The 22484-nt window shown below is 59.4% G+C and carries 18 protein-coding genes and 1 tRNA gene; 7 read left to right on the top strand and 12 right to left on the bottom strand.

The annotated features are described in order from the left end of the window. Positions 1 to 35 precede the first annotated feature (35 nt). Complete coding sequence (locus ACYQ14_RS14380; RefSeq protein ID WP_459889113.1) at positions 36 to 389, top strand: DUF5830 family protein; 354 nt, start codon at positions 36 to 38, stop codon at positions 387 to 389. A gap of 36 nt (positions 390 to 425) precedes the next feature. Here the strand turns inward: ACYQ14_RS14380 and ACYQ14_RS14375 are convergent, their stop codons facing one another. Continuing rightward, positions 426 to 1619 carry a DUF7115 domain-containing protein gene (locus ACYQ14_RS14375; protein WP_459889112.1) on the bottom strand — a complete coding sequence of 398 codons (1194 nt, stop codon included), beginning with the start codon at positions 1617 to 1619 and terminating at the stop codon, positions 426 to 428. A 122-nt stretch (positions 1620 to 1741) separates the two neighbouring features. Here ACYQ14_RS14375 and ACYQ14_RS14370 point away from each other — a divergent pair. Next, positions 1742 to 1894: transfer RNA gene (locus ACYQ14_RS14370), tRNA-Met, on the top strand. Between the two features lie 346 nt (positions 1895 to 2240). Here ACYQ14_RS14370 and ACYQ14_RS14365 read toward each other — a convergent pair. The 5 genes from ACYQ14_RS14365 to ACYQ14_RS14345 form a co-directional block, all read right to left on the bottom strand. Next, positions 2241 to 2642, bottom strand: a complete 402-nt coding sequence (locus tag ACYQ14_RS14365) for a hypothetical protein (RefSeq protein ID WP_459889111.1) — start codon at positions 2640 to 2642, stop codon at positions 2241 to 2243. Between the two features lie 212 nt (positions 2643 to 2854). After that, positions 2855 to 4666 carry an asparagine synthase-related protein gene (locus ACYQ14_RS14360; protein ID WP_459889110.1) on the bottom strand — a complete coding sequence of 604 codons (1812 nt, stop codon included), beginning with the start codon at positions 4664 to 4666 and terminating at the stop codon, positions 2855 to 2857. A 254-nt stretch (positions 4667 to 4920) separates the two neighbouring features. Beyond that, complete coding sequence (locus ACYQ14_RS14355) at positions 4921 to 7581, bottom strand: hypothetical protein (RefSeq protein ID WP_459889109.1); 2661 nt, start codon at positions 7579 to 7581, stop codon at positions 4921 to 4923. Between the two features lie 299 nt (positions 7582 to 7880). Continuing rightward, positions 7881 to 8168: a hypothetical protein gene (locus tag ACYQ14_RS14350; RefSeq protein ID WP_459889108.1), complete on the bottom strand. Its 288-nt coding sequence runs from the start codon at positions 8166 to 8168 to the stop codon at positions 7881 to 7883. Positions 8169 to 8664: 496 nt separating this feature from the next. Next, positions 8665 to 8961: a hypothetical protein gene (locus ACYQ14_RS14345; protein WP_459889107.1), complete on the bottom strand. Its 297-nt coding sequence runs from the start codon at positions 8959 to 8961 to the stop codon at positions 8665 to 8667. A gap of 550 nt (positions 8962 to 9511) precedes the next feature. Here ACYQ14_RS14345 and ACYQ14_RS14340 point away from each other — a divergent pair. From ACYQ14_RS14340 to gyrA, 3 genes are all read left to right on the top strand, one after another. Then, the gene (locus ACYQ14_RS14340) at positions 9512 to 10459 is read left to right on the top strand and encodes a biotin--[acetyl-CoA-carboxylase] ligase (protein ID WP_459889106.1); all 948 of its coding nucleotides are present in this window, start codon (positions 9512 to 9514) and stop codon (positions 10457 to 10459) included. Between the two features lie 150 nt (positions 10460 to 10609). Continuing rightward, positions 10610 to 12541, top strand: coding sequence for a DNA topoisomerase (ATP-hydrolyzing) subunit B (gene gyrB, locus ACYQ14_RS14335; RefSeq protein WP_459889105.1), 1932 nt, complete (start codon positions 10610 to 10612; stop codon positions 12539 to 12541). Between the two features lie 16 nt (positions 12542 to 12557). Continuing rightward, positions 12558 to 15074, top strand: a complete 2517-nt coding sequence (gene gyrA / locus ACYQ14_RS14330; protein WP_459889104.1) for a DNA gyrase subunit A — start codon at positions 12558 to 12560, stop codon at positions 15072 to 15074. A 118-nt stretch (positions 15075 to 15192) separates the two neighbouring features. Here the strand turns inward: gyrA and ACYQ14_RS14325 are convergent, their stop codons facing one another. From ACYQ14_RS14325 to ACYQ14_RS14315, 3 genes are all read right to left on the bottom strand, one after another. Continuing rightward, positions 15193 to 15726: an Rrf2 family transcriptional regulator gene (locus ACYQ14_RS14325; RefSeq protein ID WP_283838110.1), complete on the bottom strand. Its 534-nt coding sequence runs from the start codon at positions 15724 to 15726 to the stop codon at positions 15193 to 15195. Positions 15727 to 15904: 178 nt separating this feature from the next. Further along, positions 15905 to 16837: a ZIP family metal transporter gene (locus ACYQ14_RS14320; protein WP_459889103.1), complete on the bottom strand. Its 933-nt coding sequence runs from the start codon at positions 16835 to 16837 to the stop codon at positions 15905 to 15907. A 147-nt stretch (positions 16838 to 16984) separates the two neighbouring features. Next, on the bottom strand, positions 16985 to 17665 hold the full coding sequence (locus ACYQ14_RS14315) for a metal-dependent transcriptional regulator (protein WP_459889102.1): 681 nt from the start codon (positions 17663 to 17665) through the stop codon (positions 16985 to 16987). An 89-nt stretch (positions 17666 to 17754) separates the two neighbouring features. Between ACYQ14_RS14315 and rocF the strand changes: the two genes are divergently transcribed. Beyond that, the gene (gene rocF / locus ACYQ14_RS14310; protein WP_459889101.1) at positions 17755 to 18675 is read left to right on the top strand and encodes an arginase; all 921 of its coding nucleotides are present in this window, start codon (positions 17755 to 17757) and stop codon (positions 18673 to 18675) included. Positions 18676 to 18942: 267 nt separating this feature from the next. After that, positions 18943 to 20097: an NAD(P)/FAD-dependent oxidoreductase gene (locus ACYQ14_RS14305; protein ID WP_459889100.1), complete on the top strand. Its 1155-nt coding sequence runs from the start codon at positions 18943 to 18945 to the stop codon at positions 20095 to 20097. Positions 20098 to 20166: 69 nt separating this feature from the next. On the opposite strand, the gene ACYQ14_RS14300 is transcribed toward ACYQ14_RS14305, so the two are convergent. The 3 genes from ACYQ14_RS14300 to ACYQ14_RS14290 form a co-directional block, all read right to left on the bottom strand. After that, a complete protein-coding gene (locus tag ACYQ14_RS14300) occupies positions 20167 to 20751 on the bottom strand; it encodes an acyltransferase (RefSeq protein WP_459889099.1) in 585 nt (194 codons plus the stop codon). A 72-nt stretch (positions 20752 to 20823) separates the two neighbouring features. Further along, complete coding sequence (locus ACYQ14_RS14295; RefSeq protein WP_459889098.1) at positions 20824 to 21666, bottom strand: Nmad3 family putative nucleotide modification protein; 843 nt, start codon at positions 21664 to 21666, stop codon at positions 20824 to 20826. 300 nt (positions 21667 to 21966) lie between these two features. Continuing rightward, a complete protein-coding gene (locus ACYQ14_RS14290; RefSeq protein ID WP_283838104.1) occupies positions 21967 to 22440 on the bottom strand; it encodes a hypothetical protein in 474 nt (157 codons plus the stop codon). Positions 22441 to 22484: the final 44 nt, after the last annotated feature.

Raw genomic sequence — 22484 nt, 5'->3', positions numbered from 1 at the left:
AACGTTTATTCTACTCCGCAGATCAGCACTCATCGATGGACGACCGCGTCGAACGTGGGCTGGCATTACTCGAGCGCCTCGAACACGAGTCGTTATCGCTCGCCGACGCCGTCGATCGAATCGAGACAGTGACCAACGACCCGACCGTCACCCGAACGATCCTCGACGAAGCCGAACTTCGGGGGATTATCGAGCGCGAAGACGGGATTATCCGCCCGAAGAGCAGACAGTACGTCACTTTCGACGAAGACGTGATCACGAAAGAAGGTGACTTTCACTGCCAGCGCTGTGGCTCGAGCGTCTCGACTGGCTACTTCCTGAATCTCGACGCCGGAGAAATCGGTCCGTTCGGCTCCTCGTGTATCCGGAAAGTTACTGGACGAGAGTAGTTGCGAAAATTGTGCGTGTCAGGCTAACGACGGCTGTTATCGTCCCTGCCGAAGCTCCTGAATCAACTGTTCGACCGTCTCCTGCTGGCTCTCGAGGAGTTCGGTCTGTCGGGCGACCTGCGCTTCGAGTTCGTCGATCCGCTCGAGCAGTTCGGGATCGGTCCCCGCAGTTGCGGACTTGAATCCGCTCTCGCCAAAGGATGCGGACGACGTTCCGTCGGCAGTGCGTTCGGTGTCCCCTTCGGCAGGACGGTCCGTTTGCACTGCGGCCCCGGACGACCGGGATACCGTTCCCCGCTGTGTGGCGTCCGCGTCGGATTGTTGGTTCGACGGCTCGTCTCGAGACGAGCTTTCTGCGAGGGGATCAACGGGTTGTTCCTCAGCCTCCTGGGCGGAACTCGGACCGTCGACCGGTTGGTGATCCTGCTCCGCGTTCGACGCCGCACTCGAGTCCGTAGTTGCACTCTCTTCGCGTACAGGCTCGGGTGACTCCTGATCCGTCTCGTCCGGCGTCGGCGGGTTCGCATCGAGCGGGTCGACGCCCTCTCCGAATGCCGTTGCCGGATCCTCGCTCGGTTCCGGATCCGCTTTTTCACCGACGGCGGCGTTGAGTTGTGGAAGCGAATCGACGCCGTGATAGGCGAACAACGCTCGCTCGAGGCGTTCTCGGAGATCGACGGCCTCGTCGTTCGGGGCCTTGATTCGTTTCGGGCGGCCGTTAACCTCGAGAACGATTTGAGTTGCGACGCTGCCGTCCTCGAACGAGAGGTTGGTAACATCGTCGAAGTGGTACTGCTCGAAGTCTTCGTCCCATACCGCCTCTCCGATGTGTTTGACGAGTCGGTCGCTGGTGACGATCAGTGTGAGTTCGCTGAACCGGTAGGTTTGAATAACCTCTTCACCGGCGTCCGAGATTCCGTTTCCGTTCAGTACACCCGCGACAAGCGGGGTAAGCACGGCGTTCGTCGATCCCGAGGGAATCGTGAACTCGCGAGTGCCGTCGAGGGCGTACTCGAGTGAAAAACGCGTTTTTCGACGGCCTTCCGAGATCGTCAGCCGGTCGGCGTCGTGAGGAAACTCCTCGACTGATTCGTCGCTCAACAGGCCATCCGCACGATAGATGATCGAGTCCGTGGGGGTGACAAAGAGCTCATCGTCGCCACCGAGAGAAACGCGCGTGACGATCTCTTTGCCATCCAAAGTGGACTGTACGATGCCGGGGACGCTCATGGTTCCGGTGTTCGCAATGCCCTGTGATAAATCCGTGGGTAGTCACGGATTCCATGCGGGGGCTGTGCATGCACGAGTTGAATGAGAAGGTTAAAGAAAGAGACCGCACTACGGAAGAATAGGCCCGGGTGGCTTAGCTGGACATAGCGCCGCACTCATAGGGTTCAGAGATTCGGTGCGGTTTCGCCTTGGAAGCCTCCGTGTCCCTCGAGGACTCTGCCGAGCCTCGAACCTGGGACATGCGGAGATCGAGGGTTCGGAGCCCTCCCCGGGCATTTTCCCAAGAAGTCACGAACGAAGTGAGTGACGACGCCGAAAAATGCCCGGGGAGGCGAAGAACCCGGTGGTCTTCACCGAGCGAAGCGGGACGCGAACATCGTGAGCGTCTCGGGAATGCGAGCGGCGAAGCCGCGAGCGGAGCGAGGTGAAGGCAGGAAAGACGAACGGAGTGAGTCTTTCCGTGGTTCGGAGCCCGGAGAACCAGTCAATCACCCATTATGCCGATCTACGCTCACATGGCGGCCGAATCACACGATATCAGTCCTCGCAGTACGCTTTGATACCTTCCTGATCGACGGACTCGTCCTCGAGTCCGATACAACCCTCACGCGAGTTCAACCATCAGACTAGCCGCTTACCGTCTCGATAGATGCGAACGCCTCGAACGACCGCCGACGTGTCGTTGATAGCACCGATCTCCCCGAGTACCGACGGACAGTTCACGTCGAACTCGCGGGGATAGTCCGGGTCGTCGTCGTCAAAATCCTCGGTCGCCGGCGCTGACGTCGGGCCATCATGGTAAGAAATCTCCACGATGATTTCCTCGGGTTCTGGGTAGTCGTCGTCGACGGCGACTGTTATTCGCGAGCAGTCGTGGAACGTGACGGCTACGCCTTCGGCCTCCCGTGTATACGGGTGACGACGGTCGTCGTGGTCGTACGCCTGTACGGTTGGGAGGCTAGCCGTGGCTATCCCAACACCCGCAAGTATAGTTCGCCGTCGAAGAACATGCTCGCCTGCCATATCTATTCCGGATATATCGCAGTGTAAATACCCCTCAGTCCGCTCTCTGATCGATCGTGCTGAATGTCTCCCTGCTGTTCATAGCCTTTCTCTGATTTTTCAGGAATCCGATCGATCTCACTACCGAGCAGCGAGTCTGTTTCGAGTGGCAAACGGGTAAAAAACACACTCTATTCGGTGCAGACGGTTCGTCGTTCGTCGACAGCGTCGAACTACTGGGAGACCGAGAGGGGATCCGATTCGTCGTCAACCGATCCGGACTGCGACTCGCTCGAGTCGTCGGATTGCTCTGCGGTGGCGGCGATGAGCGTCAAGAGGAAGTACTGGTGGGTGCTGGTGTACTCCCCGCTCGACCACGTGATTCGCTGAACCGCCTCGCTCGAGAAGTGGTCCTCAAGTTCGGATGGATCGCCCGTCGCCTCCGCGAGGGCGACCGGAGGGCTCTCGGCTCCGCTTGCACCCTGGCCCAGAAGGTTGAAGACGCGGTCTTTGAGGGCGGGATGTTCGGAGAGCCACTCGTAGCCGAACCGCTTGACACGGTAGGTGAGCGAGTCGATCGGCGCGCCGAAATCGACGTAGTCGATCTCGACCGTCTCAGGGTGGAGTTGGGAGAGGAACTCCCGGTAGAGCTTGGTTCCGTCCTTTTGTTCCGGGGGACAGGCCATCGCCTCGGTAAAGAACGGAAGCGAGTAAAACGGCGTCGTCGACCAGGTGTAGTATCGCGTTCGGTCTTCGCCGTGGTTGAGCCAGTTGATGCCGCGCTCTCGGACGAGGAAGTGAACGTATCTCCCCTCGAGCGTCGATTCGGGATAGGACAGCAGTCTGTTGCTGATCGAACTGATGAGTTTGGTGCGTTCGATATCGACGATGTCCGTCACCTCCTCGAGCGAAAAGACGTGTTGTCCGTCGATGACCAGTTCGACAAGTTCGTCCATGGACTCGACGTCTTTCGACGGGGTGAGGTCCGGCATCGCCTTGTCTCCCCCGTCGCCGGTCACGAAGGTACAGGCGGGGTGGTCCGTCGACACCTGTTCGGCGAAGTTGAGTCCGAGGGACATCCCGAGATTGTTCATCCCTTGACTCATCTCGAGAAGTTGTTCCCGATGCTGGTCGGTTCTGTCTGCAACGTACGATTGCCACGGAACGTCGAGCGCGTTCGCGACCTGCCTCGCGACATCGACTTCCGCCGCGTTTCCGCCGTTTTTACGCGCTGACGTCGCTGCTACCAGTTCCGTATCGGTATGGGTGTAGCCGCCGATCACCGCCCGCGAGTCGAGGCCGCCGCTCAGCGAGACGATCGTTTTGTCGGTTGCACGGGCGCGGTTCTGGCAAGCTTCGATGAATTCGTTCCGGAGGCGACGGGCGTTCTCGTCGACGGAGTGATTCTCGTTCGAGTGTTCATCGAACCGGAACTCGTACGTCGACCGGACGGTCCCCGAGTCAACCTCGAGGACCGAACCCGGCGGAAGTTGCTCGACGCCGTCGAACAGCGTCCGCGTGCCGAGCGGGTAGCCGAACAATAGCATCTGGCCGAGAGCAACCCTATCGGCGGAGAGTCCATCGCTGAACTGTTGAGCCAGTTCGCGGACGACCTTGAGTTCGCGGGTGAGTATCGTCGTCTCTCCGACGGTCGCACGGTAGGTCGGCAGTCGACCGAACGCATCGTTTATCGCCCACGTCGTGCCGTCGGTCTGATCAACGATTAGCAGAAGAAAATCGCCGTCTCGCTGAGCGACCCACTCGGAGAGTTCCGACTGTCGATCCGCCGAGACGAACTCGGCAACCTCCGTTACCGCCGCCGCAACGTCGTCTGTGCCGTAGAGATGGCCCTCGAGAACGATCGTGTATTCGTCCGTCTCGAAAACTTCGACTGGATATTCGTCGTACCCGGTGTATGCGACGACCTGCTCGTCGCCATCGGTTACGTGGTGACAGTCGTAGCTGTCGTTGAAACAGACTGAAAGAAGTGCATCGTCGACGGCCTCGTGATCGAGTGGATCGCGGGCGACAGTAATGCCTGGCATACGACATCGAAGGGAGATGGCAGGGATTATTATAGAGCTGTTAAACGCGCCAACGTACAGTATCCGATTAGTGAAGATTACTTTCGTGCTAGCTTCAACTACTTCTTCGACAGAAAATAGGAGGGAAACCACTGGAATCGATAGAGGGGCATACCTCGAGTGAACAAAACTGTACAGTTACCGACGAATTCGGCGGAGGTTCGATCGGAAAGGGGTAGAACGCGTAACCAACCAGTTGTTCGAAAGTTACGACGTTACTGCGTCCGGTCGAGGATCCGAATGAGATCGAACGAGACGTCGGTCTCGTCGTTTGCCCATACGCCGATATCCCCGTCTTCCCAGGTCGTGTCGTTTCCGGAAACCGTCGCGACGGCTTCCTCCGTAGCGGTGTCGTAGAGTTCACAGACGTGGTCTTCGTCCTGATCGGGATGGTGCCACCAGTGGCGCACTCGGTACCACGTTCCGGTGTCGTAACTCAGCCCGTATTCGCCGGTTCCTACGGTCGTGCTCGAACTGCCGTCGTGGAGATCGACCCGAAACCCGCTCGAGCTCAACTCGACGCGATAGTGGCCGTCGCCACCTTCGGAGCCCTGACGACCGAACTGGAAGCGAGTTAGGCCCGGGGTATGAATCTGGACGTAGAACTCCCAGAGGTCGCCCGGCTGTGGAAAGTTCTCGAGCGAGGGGCTGTTGTCCTCGTTTGCGAACGCTCGAGTGAGTCCATCATCGTAACACCGCAGCGCGTAGGAGTTGTCGTAACTATCGCTGTGAGCGTCGACGGTCCCCGTTTGTGATGGGATCTGCCATTCGTCCAGGCCGCTTTCTGCGAAGTCATCGACGACGAGTTCTCCTGTCCCCCCGTCGTCGCCGTCGTTTTGTTCGCGGATCGTGATCTCGTCGAAATACATCCGATCGTTACCGCTGATCCAGTACGCGATACTCGACCGCTCGTATCCCGTGTACTGCGTCGAATCGGTTGTGAGCTCCCCGATCGTTTCCGTCCCGTCGCCGGTGTCGATCGAGATCGTCCAATCGTCGCCGTCCGTCCCGTCGACGACCAGCCGATACCACGTCGCCGTCTCGACGGGCACGTCGGTACTCCCGAGGTACGAATCGCCATCCGCTCCGCGCTCTTGGAACCAGAGGGAGGATTCGGCATCATCGAAGGAGACGCCCAGTCGGAACGTTTCCGAATAGTCGTCAGATTGGGTCCCAAAGTACGCGTAGAACGCCTCCTCGAGAGTTTGTGTGTTCCACCAGAACTCCCACCGATCGTTCCGTCCCGGGTACGCATTCAATCCGGTATCGGATCGAACCGCACCCGAGAACCCGCTATCGCCGTCGAGTTCTAAGCCGTAGTCGCCGCGGTAGGCGCCAGACTGGGTGACGGTCGCTTCGGTTTCGACCGAATAGTTGTCGAGGTTCCCGTCTTCGAAGTTGTCGATGACGGTCCCTGGTGTCTCGTCGTCACCGTTTTCGTCGTCTTCGTACTCGAAAGAGAACGCCGGGAGATTTCCGTCGTCATCTACTGGACTCTCGAGTCCGAGATCTGCGGCGGAAACCGTGGTATCGCTGTACGTATCACCGTCGTGGTGGAGCGTGCCAACGGATCCGATGTTGAATTCGTTTCCGTTGTCCGATGCGACACGGACGTCGTCTTCGAAATAGACGTCGGAATCGTTTTCGTAACGGGAACTGATCCAGAACGTGTTGTTGTTGGACCCCTCGTCCAATATGCAACAGTCCTCGAACGTTACGTCGACATCTGCATCGGGGGTTCCCGTTCTAATCGGACGGTTGGACCCACCCCGGATGTGTACGACCGTTTTTTCGAAGGCGATTTCGTCCGCTTCGGTTCGGATCTGGATCACCTCGTTCCCCCAGTCGGGACCGTCCGCAATGATTTCGAGTCCGATCACGCTCATGTTATCGCCAGCGTTGACAACAAACGGAGTTCCGTTCTGGGTTTCCTCACCGTCCGGTCTGTCGGTAACTTCGGTGACGCCGCCGATGATCTGATCGTTATGCGAGATCCGCATATTGCCACGTCCGTTGTTTCTCGCGGTGCAGTCCCACAGGACGTTCCGTCCCGCCTCGTCATTGCTATGAACGTAAAACGCATTGGAGTGAAAGCCCTCGGCGACACACTCCTTCCAGACGTTCAGCCCGTCGTGTGCGGGGTCTGCATTCGGACCGTAGGCGTGGTCGTGAGTGTCTGCGTCCGGATGCTCACCCATCATCGATGTTCCGCCGTCCGGGAATTCGCATCGATGGATAAACGCAGTCGCTCCGTCGGCCGCCTGTACGAGAAAGGTACCCCACCCGCCGACCGTCTCGAGTTCGCCGTCGATGATCTGTTGGCGGTGTCTCGATCCGTCGAGTCTAACGTCTTCGAGCCACGCCCGCGACCCGATACCGTTGCTGCTGAGGATACCAACGTCTGTACTCAATCCGTTACCCGGATCCTCAGAAATATCGAACGTGACGCCCTCCATTACCAGATAGTCGGGTGTTGTCTCGAATAGCCACTCGACGCCGTCGTCTGCGCCGACGTAGTAGATCCTCGCCCCGTCGCCAACAATGCCAACAGTTCCCGAGTGGACGCTAACCGTCGATTCCATCTCGTAGATCCCGCTTCCGAGGTCAACGATCGCGTTCTGATCGGCCGCCTCCTCGATACGGTTCGAGAGGTTGCCGTTTCGACCGTCGTAATTCGAGGCGTCCACCGTCTCGAATTCTTCGCGCACGTCAGGCTTTGCCTGCCAGAGGTCCCAGGCGTCGTCCGGGACGTCGGCTGTAAGGTCGTAGTAGTCATCGGATTGGACGCGAGTCGTGCGAGCGGACGTAGTTGCTGCTGTTATTCCGGAGTTGATTCCGAGCAACGAAGCGCCGAGACCCACGCCGCTGGCTTTCATATAGTCGCGGCGTCCGAACGTATCTGCGGTTGAACCGCGATCTTTTTTATTTCCGGTACTGTTACGTTTTGTCTTTTCAGACATGATAGATTATATATTTCCATAGGTAATAAATACTGTCATAGTACTACTATTTCAAAGACGAAACGATGTGGAGTAACAGAAAAGTAATATACATTTCAAGAGAAATTAACACTTTAGATCTGAACGCAGATTTGACGTTGCTCAGTAACGGAATCGATACAACCCCCCTGAAGGGGAGCAGTTCACCCCTTCAAGTCCATTGAGTCGATTGTCTCTCACGAAATCGTGCCAAAAACCGCTCGAGAGCGACAACAGGGAATCGATTTCGCCTCGGGCGAACGTCGTTCTCGGATGTTAGAACTTCCAACTGATCGAACCTGCGACGCGATGACCGCACAGGCTCCGAAACACAGCGGGAGCCAGTACGTCGTCGCTCGGTAGAGTAGCGTCGCCGCCGTCGCCTCGGGTACGGGAACGGTCGTGGCGGCGACGAGCAAGGCGATGAACACCGACTCGACGCTCCCCCAACCCGCCAGAGAGAGGGAGACCGTTCGTGATCGCACCCAGTGGAACGACGAACAACACTACTTCGGGTAAAACGGCGTAGCCGACGGCATACAGCGCGAGCCAGAGCGCACTCGAGAGGAACAGCCAGCCGACCGTCGAGTACGCGAGCGCGTTTGAGGTTGTGCTGATCGGCGGCGACCTGTTCGACTTCGTCGACGAACAGCCCGAGGTGTCGGTGAAACGTCTCGGGCGATACCGCGCGAACGCCGGGGACGACCGCGCTCATTCGGGTCGAAACTCCGCTGACGACGCTAGCTATGGCTCGAACGGTGCATCTCCGTCGCCACCAGCCGTAGCTAATCCCGAGGATCAACAGGGCGAACACGGCAAACACGCCCAGAAGAACGAGTTCGATTCGTCGGCCGAGCGCGGCCGTCGCAACGAAATACACCAGACCGATGCCTGCGAGCGAGAACATCGGCACGTAGTTCAGAAGATCGAGACTCGAGACCGTCGCGAAGCTGGTTTCGTAGTCGCTTTTCAGATATCGAGTCAATAAAAACGCGGGAGGGGTTCACCGCCGAGGTACGTCGACGGGGCGATGCTGTTCGCAAAGAGCAGGTTCCCGAACAGGAGGATGCCGTCGGCCACCCCGTATTCGACGTCGAGTATCTGCAAGACCAGCGAGAGAGTAACCGACCACGCGCCGACCCAGCAGACGACGGCGAGGAGAACGCCGACGAGAACGGTCCGGTTCGCAGTCACAATCGCCGAGAACGTCGCGCGAAATTCGACGACGGAGAGAACGCATCCTGTAGCAACGACGAACCCAATCGAAACGGTTGTCACGCGAACGCTCGCGCTGTTCAGAGAGAGAACACGACGAGCGGAATCAAAGTTCCACAGCCGGTACCTGATCAAAACCCACAGTGCCACGGTATCGGAGAAGAAAGGAACAATTAAGCGGTCTCCGGTAGCTGTCCGAAACGGGGCGTATGCTCCGCTTCCGGCGAAACAAACCACAGACGGAACGGTCATCGCTGAAGGTTCCCGGCGAAGGCACACGACGGCGCGAACGGACGTTTGGATCCGGCGTCCCGCACCGCCGTCCGAGCCGAGCCCACCGCCGATAGGGGATGGCGCGTCCGACTCGTGGCCGTAAAAGCCCCCGGAAGCCACGTACGACGCCGAGGCTCGGATAACGCACTCGCGAAAACCGAGTCGAAGAACTCGTACGGATTTTCAGGAACTAACGCCGGGCAGCGACGCACTCGAGAACAAGTTCCGGAGTAGAAAACACGTACTAGCAACGACAACGTAAAACGCCGTCACTGATCCGAGGACCTCGAGCGGAGACGTATCCGGCGAATTGAAGTGTGCGTCCCCCGCTTTCGAGAGTATGAACGAGACGAGACGAGCGATTCTCGAGACGCTATCCGAAGGGCCGGTCGGTGGACCGGCGCTCGCGGAGTCGCTCGATATTTCGCGGGCGGCGGTCTGGAAGCAGATCGACGAACTACGCGATGCGGGCTTCGAGATCGAAAGCGGGTCGGACGGCTACGTTCTCAACGCGATCACGGAGTACAACGCGGACGCCGTCGAGTACGGTCTCGAGGCACCGTTTTCCGTCGAGTATCACGACGCCATCGGGAACACGAACGATCGCGCACGCGAACTCGCGACCGACGGCGTCACAGACGTGGCCGTCCTCGCCGATGAGCAAACCGGCGGACGAGGTCGGCTCAAGCGAACCTGGAGCGCACCGAGTGGCGGCGTCTGGACGAGCCTCGTCTGCCGGCCGAACATCCCCCCGACGCGAGCGCCGTTGTACACGTTGGCTGCTGCGGTTGCGACAACGCGAGCGGCTCGCGAAGCGGGCGTCGACGCCCGAATCAAGTGGCCAAACGATGTCGTCGTCCCCAGCGACGACGAGAGTCTCGACCGGCCCTACCGAAAACTCGCGGGAATTCTCACGGAAATGGAAGGTGAAACCGATCGCGTCGCCTGGGTCGTCGTCGGTATCGGCGTAAACGCGAACATCGACGCATCGTCTCTGCCACCGGAAGCAACCAGTATTCGAGCCGAGGCCGACGACGTCGACCGGCGCGTGTTCGTCCAGCGGCTGCTCGAGGAGTTCGACGCCCAACGAGGCTCCCTCGAGGAAGTCGCCGATGCGTGGCGGGATCACGCGCTAACGATTGGAACGCGCGTTCGAGTCGACAGAACCAACGAAGCAGTCGTCGGCACCGCCGTCGACATCACCGAGACCGGATCGCTGGTGGTAGAGACGGACGACGGAGAGCAAATCGTTTCCGCAGGTGACTGTGAACACTTGCGAAGGGCCTAAACCGGCTTTCGGGTATTCATGCTCCCCCGAGAGAAACTACGCGCGGCTTCACATATCCAGTAACCGTCACAAGCTTTGTATTTTCTGTTCGCGCTCGCGCGCGTACGTGACCTTTTTAACCCCCGAACCACTATCCGAAAACAGGTTTTCATGTCTCAGGAAAGCGAGTACGGCGCCGGCCAGATTCAGGTTTTAGAAGGCCTGGAGGCCGTTCGCAAGCGCCCGGCGATGTACATCGGTTCTACCGATTCTCGAGGATTACACCATCTCGTCTACGAGGTGGTCGACAACTCGATCGACGAGGCACTGGCAGGCCACTGTGACGATATCACCGTCTCGATCCACGACGACGGAGCCGTTACCGTCACGGACGATGGCCGTGGGATTCCCGTCGACACCCACGAAGAATACGACCGTCCGGCGCTCGAGGTGATTTTAACCGTCCTCCACGCCGGCGGGAAGTTCGACAACAAGTCCTACCAGGTCTCGGGCGGCCTCCACGGCGTCGGCGTCTCCGTGGTGAACGCCCTCTCGAGTCGGTTCGAGGTCGAGGTCAGGCGCGACGGCGGCGTCTTCGAACACGCGTTCGAACGCGGCGAACCCCAGGGCGATATGGAGCGGGTTCGGGACCTCGCAGACGACGAGGATACGGGCACCGAGATCACGTTTTGGCCCGACGACGAAGTCTTCGAGACGGACCAGTTCGCGTTCTCGACGCTCTCTAACCGGCTTCGGGAGCTTGCCTTCCTCAACTCCGGCGTTCACATCACTCTGCGTGACGAGCGCGAACGAGACGATGACGACCAGTTCGTCTCCGAAGCGTACGAGTACGAGGGCGGTATCCGCGAGTTCGTCGAGTATCTCAACGAGACGCGCTCGGCGATGCACGAGGAGATCATCTACTTCGAGGACGAAGACGAGAACATTCAGGTCGAGGTGGCGATGCAGGCGACCCAGGAACTGCAGGGGTCGATCCACGCGTTCGCCAACAACATCAACACGCGCGAAGGCGGGACGCACCTCACCGGCTTTAAGACCGCACTCACCCGCGTGGTCAACGATTACGCAAAGGAAAACGACCTCCTCTCGGACCTCGAGGATAACCTCAAAGGGGAAGATATCCGCGAGGGGCTCACAGCGGTTATCTCGATCAAACATCCGGACCCGCAGTTCGAGGGCCAAACCAAGACGAAACTCGGGAACAGCGAAGTCCGGGGAATCGTCGAGAGTGCCATGCACGAGGGGCTGGGGATCTACTTCGAAGAGAATCCCGACACCGCCCAGGCGGTCGTCATGAAGGCCGTCGAAGCGGCCAAGGCACGAATGGCGGCCCGAAAAGCCGAAGAGCTGACTCGGCGAAAGTCCGCACTCGATTCGACCTCGTTACCGGGCAAACTCGCGGACTGTCAGACCAAAGACCCAGAGGAAGCCGAACTGTTCGTCGCGGAGGGTGACTCCGCAGGGGGAAGCGCAAAACAGGCTCGAAACCCCGAGTACCAGGCCGTTTTGCCGATCAAAGGAAAGATTCTGAACGTCGAAAAGCATCGACTCGATCGAATCCTCGAGAACGACGAGATTCGGAACCTGATCACCGCGATCGGGGCAGGAATCGGCGACGAGTTCGACACCGACGGGATCCGATACAAGAAGATCATCATGGCGACGGACGCGGACGTCGACGGGGCACACATTCGAACGCTCCTGTTGACGTTCATCTATCGGCACATGCGTCCGTTGCTCGAGGGCGGGTACGTCTACGCGACCCAGCCGCCCCTCTACCGGATTCGGTATCGAGGGGAGACCTACGACGCGATGACTGACGCGGAACGCGACGAGATCGTCGAAGAGAAGTGCGACGGGAATCCGACCCAGGTCCAGCGGTTCAAGGGTCTCGGCGAGATGAACCCCGAACAGCTCTGGGAGACGACGATGAATCCCGACAACCGCATCCTCAAACAGATCACCGTCGAGGACGCCGCGGCCGCGGACAAGATGTTCTCCGTGCTGATGGGCGACGCGGTCGAGCCCCGAAAGCAGTTCATCAAGGACAACGCGCCGGAAGCCGAGTGGATCGACATCTGATAGAGAGACAACACACATGAGTTCAGACGTACCCGAACCTACGGACGTAGAGGCCCGGACGGTCGAAACCGTCCGCATTGAAGACGAGATGGAGCAGAGTTACATCGACTACGCGATGAGCGTCATCGCGGGTCGGGCCCTGCCGGACGCTCGAGACGGACTCAAACCCGTCCACCGACGCATCCTGTACGCAATGTACGAGATGGGGATTACGAGCGGTTCGGCCCACCGGAAGTCCTCCTCGATCGTCGGCGAAACGATGGGTGACTACCACCCTCACGGCGACAGCGCGATCTACGATACGCTCGTCCGCCTGGCACAGGACTTCTCGATGCGCTATCCCCTCGTCGACGGGCAGGGGAACTTCGGATCGATGGACGGTGATCCGGCCGCAGCGCCACGATACACTGAGGCTCGGATGTCCTCGCTCTCAGAAGAGCTACTCGAGGATATCGACAAGGATACCGTCGACTTCCAGTCGAACTACGACGACCGACTCGAGGAACCGACCGTGCTTCCGTCGTCGTTCCCGAACCTGCTCGTCAACGGCTCGTCGGGAATCGCGGTCGGGATGTCGACGAACATCCCGCCGCACAACCTCGGCGAAGTGATCGACGCGACGGTCGAACTCATCGACGAGCCCAACTCGACCGTCGAGGACCTGATGGAACACGTCAAGGGTCCCGACTTCCCGACGGGTGCGAACATCGTCGGTCGCGACGCCATCTATTCGGCCTACGCCAGCGGTCGCGGGCGGCTCCGCGTCCGCGCCGAGTTCGAGGTCGAAGAGTGGAAGAACGACCGCGAGCGCATCGTCATCACGGAACTTCCGTACCAGTCGAACAAGGCCCGAATCGTCGAGCGCATCGCCGAAGACGTCAACGAGGGCGAAATCGAGGGGATATCGGACCTCCGAGACGAGTCGGACCGAAACGGCGTCCGCATCGTCGTCGACCTCAAACGCGGCGCGAACAGCGACGTCGTCAAGAACAAACTACTCGAGAATCACTTGGAGCGAACGTTCGGCGTCATCAATCTGGCGCTGGTCGACGGCCAACCGCAGGTCCTCTCGCTCAAAGAAACCTTAGAGGAGTACATCTCCCACCGTCGGGAAGTCGTGCGCCGACGAAGCGAGTACGACCTCGCCGAAGCCGAGGATCGCGCTCACATTCTCGAAGGTCGATTGAAAGCCCTCGAGAACGTCGAGGACGTCGTCGAACTGATCCGAAACTCCGAGGATCGATCGGCCGCGAGATCCGGGCTTGCAGAGGAGTTCGACTTCTCCGAGGCTCAGGCGGAGCACATCGTCAGGATGCAACTGGGCAGTCTCACGTCGATGGAATCGACGGAGATCAAAGACGAGTACGAGGACGTTCAGGCCGAGATCGAACGTCTGACTGCGATCCTCGAGAGCGAGCAGAAACTGCTGACCGTCATCAAAGACGAACTTCGCGAGATCAAAGACGAGTACGACGACGAGCGTCGGACCTCGATCATCGAAGATCAGGGGACGGTCACACACGAGGATCTCATTCCGGAAGAAGACGTGGTCGTCGTCATGACTGAAGACGACTACGTCAAACGAATGCCGATCGACGCCTTCGACCCCCAGGGCCGAGGCGGGAAGGGGATCATCGGCGCGGATATCAAGGACGAAGACCGCGTCACGACGGTCTTCCACGCGAACACCCACGACTACCTGCTCTGCTTTACCAACCACGGGCAGGTCTATCAGCTGAAAACCTACGAGATTCCGGAGATGGGTCGGACGGCGCGTGGCAAGTCCGCCGTCAACATTCTCGACCTCGACGACGGCGAGGAGATTACGGCGGTCGTCGACACCGACTCGTTCGAGGACGACGAGTGCGTGACGATGGTGACGAAAAACGGCTACGTCAAGCGCACGTCGGGCGAGGAGTTCGACAACATCCTCACGACGGGGATCATCGCGGCCAGCCTCGAGGAGGGCGACGAACTCGTCGACGTGGAGGTAACCGACGGCTCGGCCGACCTCGTCATTGCGACCGAACGCGGAATGACCATCCGCTTCGACGAGAGCGAAGTGCGCGAGATGGGACGGAACGCCCGCGGCGTCAACGGGATCAAACTACAGGGTGAAGGCGAAGACGGCGACGCCGTCGCCGGGCTCGTCGCGACTGACCGGGACGGAGACGACGACCGCGCGCTGTTGACGGTCACCCGGAACGGCTACGGAAAGCGGACGTTGCTCTCGGAGTACAGCACCCAGTCCCGGTACGGCAAGGGGCTGATAGACATCAAGACCAACGACCGAAACGGCCCCGTCACGGCCGTCAAAGCCGTCACGGAAGACGATCATCTCGTCGCGATGAGCGAACGCGGACAGATCATGCGGACTCGAGCCGGCGAAATCTCGACGGTCGGGCGCAATACCATGGGCGTCACCATCATGGACGTCAATTCCGAGGATGCCGTCGCGAGCGTCGACGTTATCCCGTCGATCGCTGCGGGTGACGACGACGCGAGTGAGTCACCCGAATCGGACGATAGTTAACCGGAAAACGCAGCGCTAACCGGCATACGCGGGCCTGATTTTGCGTTCCGAGATAACAGACCGATCCGAAGTAAACCGACGAATCAGAAAGAGGAGCAGAGATCGGTGTTGAAACCGGTCAGTGAGCCGGTTCTTCGGACGGTGCGACCATCTCATCGATGCGAAGAATGAGGATGTTGTTCGTATCGTCCTTTCCGTCGACGGTTCCCTCGATGAGAAGCTTCGAGAGCGGTGTCGGACCGACGACGACCGAGTCGTCCTCGTTGATGTCGCCGATCGCACCCTGGACATGAATTTCGGCGCGACAGAGTTCGGGGTGGTGGACGCTCGAGAGATCGATCTCTTCGATGATGACGTCCGTTACAGGCTCACCTTCGTGTTCGAGTGGGACGGAAGCCGGGTCGTCCATCTGCTGAATCTCGAGTGCCTCGTAGGCCGCCGCTGTCGGCTTGTATCCCCCTTTCGGACCGGGGACACCTTCGACGAGCTGGAGTGCTTTGAGACTCTGCATCTGGTTGCGAATCGTTCCCGGGTTTCGATCGACCTGTTCGGCGATATCCTCGCCCTTGATCGCGTCGTCGGTTTCGTTGTGAAGGTTTGTGAGGGCGCGCAATATTTTCTTCTGACTTGGTGTGAGTTCGATTGATGACATATGGAATCTTACGTAATTGATTTCCTTAAACCCGGCGGGTGAGCCCGGTTTTCTTCTACAATTTTGTGTTGTTCCCGTGAGTAGTAAGGCGTTTCCTTTCTTTGAGAGGGGATCGGGCCGGTGGCGACCCATACCGACGTTGGGCAAACGACCAGTACTGACAGTCACAAAGACGGACTCACGCGGGAACGAGCCATCCCTCGAGCAACACGTCCGTGAGAACGTCCTCGAGCAGGAACATGAGGATGAAACCGACCACGAACGTTGCTGCGTTGACGCGAGTCAGGACCGCTTCGGCGTCGAATCGAATTAGTTCCGCGACCTCGATGAGCGCCTGAACGATCGCACCGACCGCGATCGCATAGAACAGGACGGCGAGCAGGGAAGATTCGCCGAAACTGCCGATCCACCCACCGAGGATGACCGGGCCACCGGCAATGAGTCCCATCGCCGCGAAGTGTCGAAGCGGCGGCGCGGATCGGTCTCGGGCGACGGCAGCAACGACCGTCGGCCCCTCCATTACGTTGTGGAGGATAAACGCGAGGACGAGGAGGGTCAACATCGAAGCATCCTGGCCGATGAACGCGACGCCGATACCGAGCCCTTCGCCGATGCTGTGTAATCCGAGTGCAAGCGCAACGAGATAGGCAATTTCGAGACCGCTCTTCCCGCTAGTCGCCATCTTTCGGTGTCGCCACTTACTGGCGGCGTACATCACCGCGAAGGTCCCGCCAACTCCGAGAACCGCGAGTCCTGCAGCGAAAACCGTACTCTCGGCCTCTCCGGCGTGTTCGACCGCCTCTTCGGTCATTTCGACGGCGATGAACGCCAGAACACCGGCCGCGAGCGCCAGAAACGCATGGAGATATCGGGGATCAAGCGCCCGAATAAACGGAAACCAGAGCATTCCGACGACGACGGGAACAACGCCGGCTAACGCGCCGATGATCGTCAACATCCACAGAATCTCGAGTCTGCTCGCGTTTTCGACGCCGCTGAGGTCGCCAAACGGCGAAGTCGCGTACAAGAAGACGAAGATCGATCCGAGGACCACGACGGGACCGATTGCGAGTACCCACCGTGGAAGATCGGCGAACGATCGGTCGGTCATCGACCGGACTCACCTCGACAGCGCAAAGCCCAAAAGTTCATTGAGTGCTATTTAGAGGCGTCTAAACTTATATGTTGGCTACGGAGTCTTAGATTGAGTCGAATCTAATGAGTCGGATGGAACGGAACAGCAGAGAGTGCCCGGACGTCAGGACTCTAGTTCGGGAAGCGGGGCAACGCGAACGTGATGTGCCACGCCCTCCGGAAGTGACACGGGATCGTCGTGATCGGCAGCTCGAGTCGTCACCATCCCGAACGGAGCGACCTCGAGAATCTCGAGTTCGACGCCGGGCTCGACGCCGTGATCCGCGAGATACGAGAGGATCTCCGCATCGTGGTCGGCGACTTCCTCGACGACGACGACATCGCCCTGTTCGAACTCGGTCACGGAGTCCCCATTTCGTTCTGCGGGTGGCTCGAGGTCGGCACCCGGAATCGGCGACCCGTGCGGGTCGACATCCGGTTCGTCTAGTGCGGCCGCGACACGCCGTTCGAAGTCTTCGCTGATGTGGTGTTCGAGCCGGTCTGCCTCCTCGTGGACTTCCGACCAGTCGTAGTCGAGATGTTCAGTGAGATACGATTCGAGGAGTCGGTGATGGCGAACGACCTCGAGTGCGACCGTCTCGCCCTCCGCGGTTAGGGTCACACCGCGGTACTTTTCTCGGTCGACGAGCCCGCGTTCCTCGAGTTTCCCGAGCATGCTCGTCACCGTCGGCGACGTGACGTCGAGTTCCGACGCGATCTCGGAGGTTTTGATGCGGTCGTCCTGACCGCGCTGAAGCTGGTAAATGGCTTTGAGGTAATCCTCCATCACGTCGCTCAGCATCATAGATGTAGTTTAGAGTCGTCTAACCCTAAATCTGTCGACAGCCGGAAACGGATCGTCACCACCAAGCGACTGGACGTGAACTGCCGACTATGGACCAGACCGTTCGAATCATCGGTGCGCCGATGGACTACGGTGCGAACAGACGAGGTGTCGACATGGGACCGTCGGCCATCAGGTACGCCGGCGTCGCCGAAAAACTCGAGAGCGCCGGCCTCGAGGTGACCGACTCGGGTGATCTTCGAATGCCTCGAGCGGAGGAGCGAGACCCGGAGGCGAATCAACCGAGCCGAGGAAACGCGAAGTTCCTCCGAGAGGTCGAGGACGTCAATACTCGATTGGCTCGACAGGTTCACGAAACGATCGAAGAGGGGATTTTTCCGCTCGTCCTCGGCGGCGATCACTCGATAGCAATCGGCTCGATGAACGGGTCGGCGCGCGATGCTGATCTCGGCGTCGTCTGGTTCGACGCACACGCTGATCTCAATACACCCGAAACCTCGCCCAGCGGGAACGTCCACGGGATGCCACTGGGGGCTACCCTCGGTCGCGGTCTCTTCGAAGACATGGACTGGGCACACGCCCCACGCGTCCGCGAAGAGTCAGTCGCGTACGTCGGCCTTCGAAGTATCGACGACCGCGAACGGGAACTCATCCGGAACAGCGAGATTACGTCGTTTACGATGTCCGATATCGACAATCGCGGAATTGCGACCGTGGTCGAAGAAGCGCTCGAGGTCGCGACAACCGAGACCGACGGGATCCACGTGAGCCTCGACCTGGACTGGCTCGATCCCAAAACCGCACCCGGCGTCGGGACGCCCGTTCGCGGCGGCGTTACCTACCGAGAAGCGCATTCCGCCCTCGAGACCGTTTCGACCCGCCACGCAGAGGATGGCGTGCTCCGATCGATGGACATCGTCGAGGTAAACCCGATCCTCGACGAGGCAAACGAAACGGCGACATTGGCCGCCGAACTCACCGCGAGTGCGTTCGGCAAACGAATTTTGTGAGACGATGTCGTGGTTCTGTGAGTGAGGAATTCGAAAGCGGAACGTTCCGTGTTCACGAAATGAGAATACGTTGAACTATAGCGATAGTTGGTAAGCCGTCGAGAGAGTTTTTTGTTGCAAATCTCTGGTAGACGTCTTCACAAATTACTATAGACCGAGTAACTTTCAATCGTGGAAATGATGTCTTTCGGATATATGTGTGTGAACTAGCGGCACAGTGGTTTGTGTTTCAACACCTTTGTATCAGTGTGTTTCCCACTGTTGGGTATGACAGAGAATGTTGTCGTACTCGGTGCCGGGTACGCCGGGGCCGGCGCGGTCAAGAAACTCCAATCGGAGCTCGATGCTGACGCCCAACTCACGTGGATCGCCGACGTCAACTATCACCTCGTTCTACACGAGTCACATCGCGTGATCCGTGACCCCGACGTTCGATCGGATATCACGGTTCCCGTCGGCGATATCGCCGACCGCTCGACGGAGTTCATCAAAGACGAGGTCACCGGAATCGACACCGACGAACGGCACGTCTCCCTCGAGGGCGGCGAAGACGTCGAGTACGATTACCTGATGGTCGGACTCGGAAGTCAAACGGCCTACTACGGCATTCCCGGTCTCGACGAACACTCGCTCACGCTCAAGAGTCTCGACGACGCCCTCGAGATTCACGAAGCGATCAAAGAAGCCAGCGAGGACGCGACACGCGGCGAGCCCGCACAGATCGTCATCGGCGGCGCGGGTCTCTCGGGGATCCAGACGGCGGGCGAAATCGCGGAGTTCCGCGATATCCACCGCGCACCGATCGAGATCCACCTCGTCGAAGCGCTCGACGAAATCTTCCCCGGAAACGATCCGGAGATCCAGCAGGCGCTGCGTGACCTCCTCGAGGATGCGGGCGTTCAGATTCACACCGACGACCCGATCACGGAAGCCGAAGAAGGGGTCATCCACTTCGACGAGGGCGAACCCCTCGATTTCGATACCTTCGTCTGGACCGGCGGAATCACCGGTCGAGAGGCGCTCGACGACACCGAACTCGAGAACGAGCACAATCGCGTCACCACGGAGGCGAACTTCCAGACCTCCGACGACCGCGTCTTCGCCATCGGCGACTCGGCTATCATCGATCAGGGCGACCAGCCCGCACCACCGACGGCCCAGGCCGCCTGGCAAGCCGCCGAAGTCGTCGGCGAAAACATCTCTCGAGCGATCGAGGGTCGACCGTTAAAAACCTGGGAGTACGACGACAAAGGGACAGTCATCTCGGTCGGCGAGAAGGCCGTCGCCCACGACGTCAAGATGCTTCCGTTCGATACCTTCGGCGGCTTCTCCGCCCAGAACCTGAAGAAATTCATCGCCGCCCGCTGGATCGCCGACATCACCTCCTGGAACCGGGCCCGAAAGTCCTGGTCCTCGCTGTAATTCAGCCGTTATCTCCCTTAGACGCCCAGTATCGCTCTATTTCGGCCAGCTTTCGTTCTCGATCCGAGTTCACTTCGACTCGGAGTCGCATTCGACATCATCGGGAGTCCTATCACCGGATTCGTCGCTCGAGTCGGTGCCCATCGGTCGCGCCGGAACACCCGCAACAGTCATCCCGGCGGGAACGTCTCGCGTCACGAGCGAGTTCGCCGCGACGCGCGCGTTGGCCCCAATTTCGACGCCGGGGAGTACGATGGCTCCGGCACCGATCATCGCCCGTTCGCCAACGATGACCTCGCCCGTTCGATACTCTTCCTGTAAAAACTCGTGACAGAGGATCGTCGCGTCGTAGCCTACGATCGCGTGCTCCCTGACGGTGATCAGTTCGGGCCAGAACACGTCCGGCGTCGCCTCGAGCCCCCACGAGACGCCGTCTCCGACGGTAACGCCGATTCGACGCATCAGCCACCGCTTGAGCACGAGGCTCGGCGAGAGCCGGACGAGCCAGACAACGATATAGTTGATCGCGACCCGCATCGGATTCCGGGCGGTTGTCCAGTGAGCGAGCGAGTTCGATGGACCCGTCGTCGGATGAACCCGAACGCGGTCGTGTCGGCGGTTCGTCCCGTCGCCTTGATCCGTATCGTCGGTCACTGTCTCGTTCGTTCGTCGTCTTTCATCATGAAACCGACTGATTTTCCGGTCCCTCGAGCAGCGAGCGAAGACTCACTCGAGCTCGGAAGCGATTCGCTCGAGTTCCGCAACGAGTCCACTCCCGCTCGAGCGTTCGCCGGGAAGTCCAACGAGGTCGCAAAACGAGTCGCCGGACATCGAACAGCGGTAGGCCGGCTTGTACATCATGTTCTCCCCGCCCGCAACGACCGAAAACGCGTCGGCGACCTCCTCGCGGAGGTAGTACTGCGCCCGCTCGTTGCCGGGTTTGACGTAGTAGTCGCTGAGTCGAATCGGATTCCTATCGAACAACCCGCCGGGTTCTCGGCCATTGATCATCACGATCGTCTTGTCCTCAAGGTACGCTTTCCCGTCGCGTGCACGCTTCGCATGGGCGTTTTCGGAATGCGTCTCGAGAATTTGCCGTCGTCGACCGGCGGGCGTATCGGGTTCGAGAACGCCGACCTCCTCGACGGTGAAGTAGCCGATGAGGTATCGATGCGCGCGGTCGCCGTCCGGTCGCCGAAGACCGGCGTAGAAGCCGACGATGTCTCCCGGCTCGAGGGTTCGTAACCGGCCGACGTACCCGCTCGTTCGGTGTTCGCCGTAGGTCAGCGCATCGAAATTCGGGTCACGGTGAAGCGGCCACTCGGCAAGTTCGTCGCCGGAGACGCGCATTTCGCCGTCCGCGACCGGTTGAGGCGAGATCGTCGTTGCGAGATCGGCCGCGACATCGTCACGGGTTCGGAGCGGCCACGATCCGAGCGTTTCGGGTTCGCTGGTCTGACTGGTTTTCTCGGGGATCGGAATGTAATCGAAGCACCCGTCCTCGGTGAGGCTTCCGAGCGTTCCGAGGTTCGTGCTATCAGCGCCGACACCGGCGAGGACGACAGTCATAGTCGACGGTGGGTCAAGCCAGCGGATAAGTCCGCTGATGGATGGAGCGACCGAGTCGTTGCTCTGGGTCAATTCCACTGTTCCGGTGTCTCGCCGCCACTGAGCAGCGAGGGAAGGCTAAAGATCCAGTTCGTCGATTACGGAACGTCGCCGTTCCCCAGACGACAGCACGGCGCCCGTGGCGCGTCGGACCTGTCATCTCGTGGGTGTTCCCGTCAACGTTTTTTCGGTCTCGCCCGGAAGTCGTGGCCAGCGCTCTCGAGAGCCAAAGCGGTGACCGGACGTGTGATCGATTCCCAGCTAGTTGTACTTCTGGACGGCGAGTTCGATCGCGTCGAGATTGTTGTCGACTCGGTTGTCAGCGACTCGAATGAGCCCCTGCGGGTTGTACCCGTCGGAGTAATCGAAGATGTTGTTCAGTGCGGCTTTCGGAACGGACACCGACGTGAACTCTTCGATCGTGTAGATCAACGTGGCGGTATCGCCGTTCCAGAACGTTGTACTCGCCCATTCGTCGTTGTCCACGAACGTGGTTCCGACTCGGCCAGTCCCGATATATTCGCCTTCGTGATAGAACAGCAGGAGGTCTCCCTCGTCCATTTTCTCGAAATAGGTTTCGTTGTTCGAGCCTTCGCGTGCACCCCAGAACCGGACCGGCCCAGACTGGGAAAACTCCGCGGGGTGATCTGGAAATTCGCCCAGATCGACTTCGGAGAGAACCGTTTGCTCGAAATCTTCGGAGTCGTACGGCACGAGAAATACATTTGAACTCATTACCGTAAAAATGGAGGCAATTACTGATAAAACGTTGGTTTTAG

Source organism: Halostagnicola bangensis (assembly GCF_054653435.1).
The sequence above is the reverse complement of the archived record's forward strand: the minus strand, read 5'-3'. Positions and strand labels throughout refer to the sequence as shown.

Excerpts from the sequence above, each read along its gene's own strand:
- ACYQ14_RS14340 (WP_459889106.1), top strand. The coding sequence starts at position 9,512 with ATGAACGAGACGAGACGAGCGATTCTCGAGACGCTATCCGAAGGGCCG.
- ACYQ14_RS14360 (WP_459889110.1), bottom strand. The coding sequence starts at position 4,666 with ATGCCAGGCATTACTGTCGCCCGCGATCCACTCGATCACGAGGCCGTC.
- ACYQ14_RS14295 (WP_459889098.1), bottom strand. The coding sequence starts at position 21,666 with ATGACTGTCGTCCTCGCCGGTGTCGGCGCTGATAGCACGAACCTCGGA.
- ACYQ14_RS14320 (WP_459889103.1), bottom strand. The coding sequence starts at position 16,837 with ATGACCGACCGATCGTTCGCCGATCTTCCACGGTGGGTACTCGCAATC.
- ACYQ14_RS14365 (WP_459889111.1), bottom strand. The coding sequence starts at position 2,642 with ATGGCAGGCGAGCATGTTCTTCGACGGCGAACTATACTTGCGGGTGTT.
- ACYQ14_RS14380 (WP_459889113.1), top strand. The coding sequence starts at position 36 with ATGGACGACCGCGTCGAACGTGGGCTGGCATTACTCGAGCGCCTCGAA.
- ACYQ14_RS14315 (WP_459889102.1), bottom strand. The coding sequence starts at position 17,665 with ATGATGCTGAGCGACGTGATGGAGGATTACCTCAAAGCCATTTACCAG.
- gyrA (WP_459889104.1), top strand. The coding sequence starts at position 12,558 with ATGAGTTCAGACGTACCCGAACCTACGGACGTAGAGGCCCGGACGGTC.
- gyrB (WP_459889105.1), top strand. The coding sequence starts at position 10,610 with ATGTCTCAGGAAAGCGAGTACGGCGCCGGCCAGATTCAGGTTTTAGAA.
- rocF (WP_459889101.1), top strand. The coding sequence starts at position 17,755 with ATGGACCAGACCGTTCGAATCATCGGTGCGCCGATGGACTACGGTGCG.
- ACYQ14_RS14290 (WP_283838104.1), bottom strand. The coding sequence starts at position 22,440 with ATGAGTTCAAATGTATTTCTCGTGCCGTACGACTCCGAAGATTTCGAG.
- ACYQ14_RS14375 (WP_459889112.1), bottom strand. The coding sequence starts at position 1,619 with ATGAGCGTCCCCGGCATCGTACAGTCCACTTTGGATGGCAAAGAGATC.
- ACYQ14_RS14355 (WP_459889109.1), bottom strand. The coding sequence starts at position 7,581 with ATGAAAGCCAGCGGCGTGGGTCTCGGCGCTTCGTTGCTCGGAATCAAC.
- ACYQ14_RS14325 (WP_283838110.1), bottom strand. The coding sequence starts at position 15,726 with ATGTCATCAATCGAACTCACACCAAGTCAGAAGAAAATATTGCGCGCC.
- ACYQ14_RS14305 (WP_459889100.1), top strand. The coding sequence starts at position 18,943 with ATGACAGAGAATGTTGTCGTACTCGGTGCCGGGTACGCCGGGGCCGGC.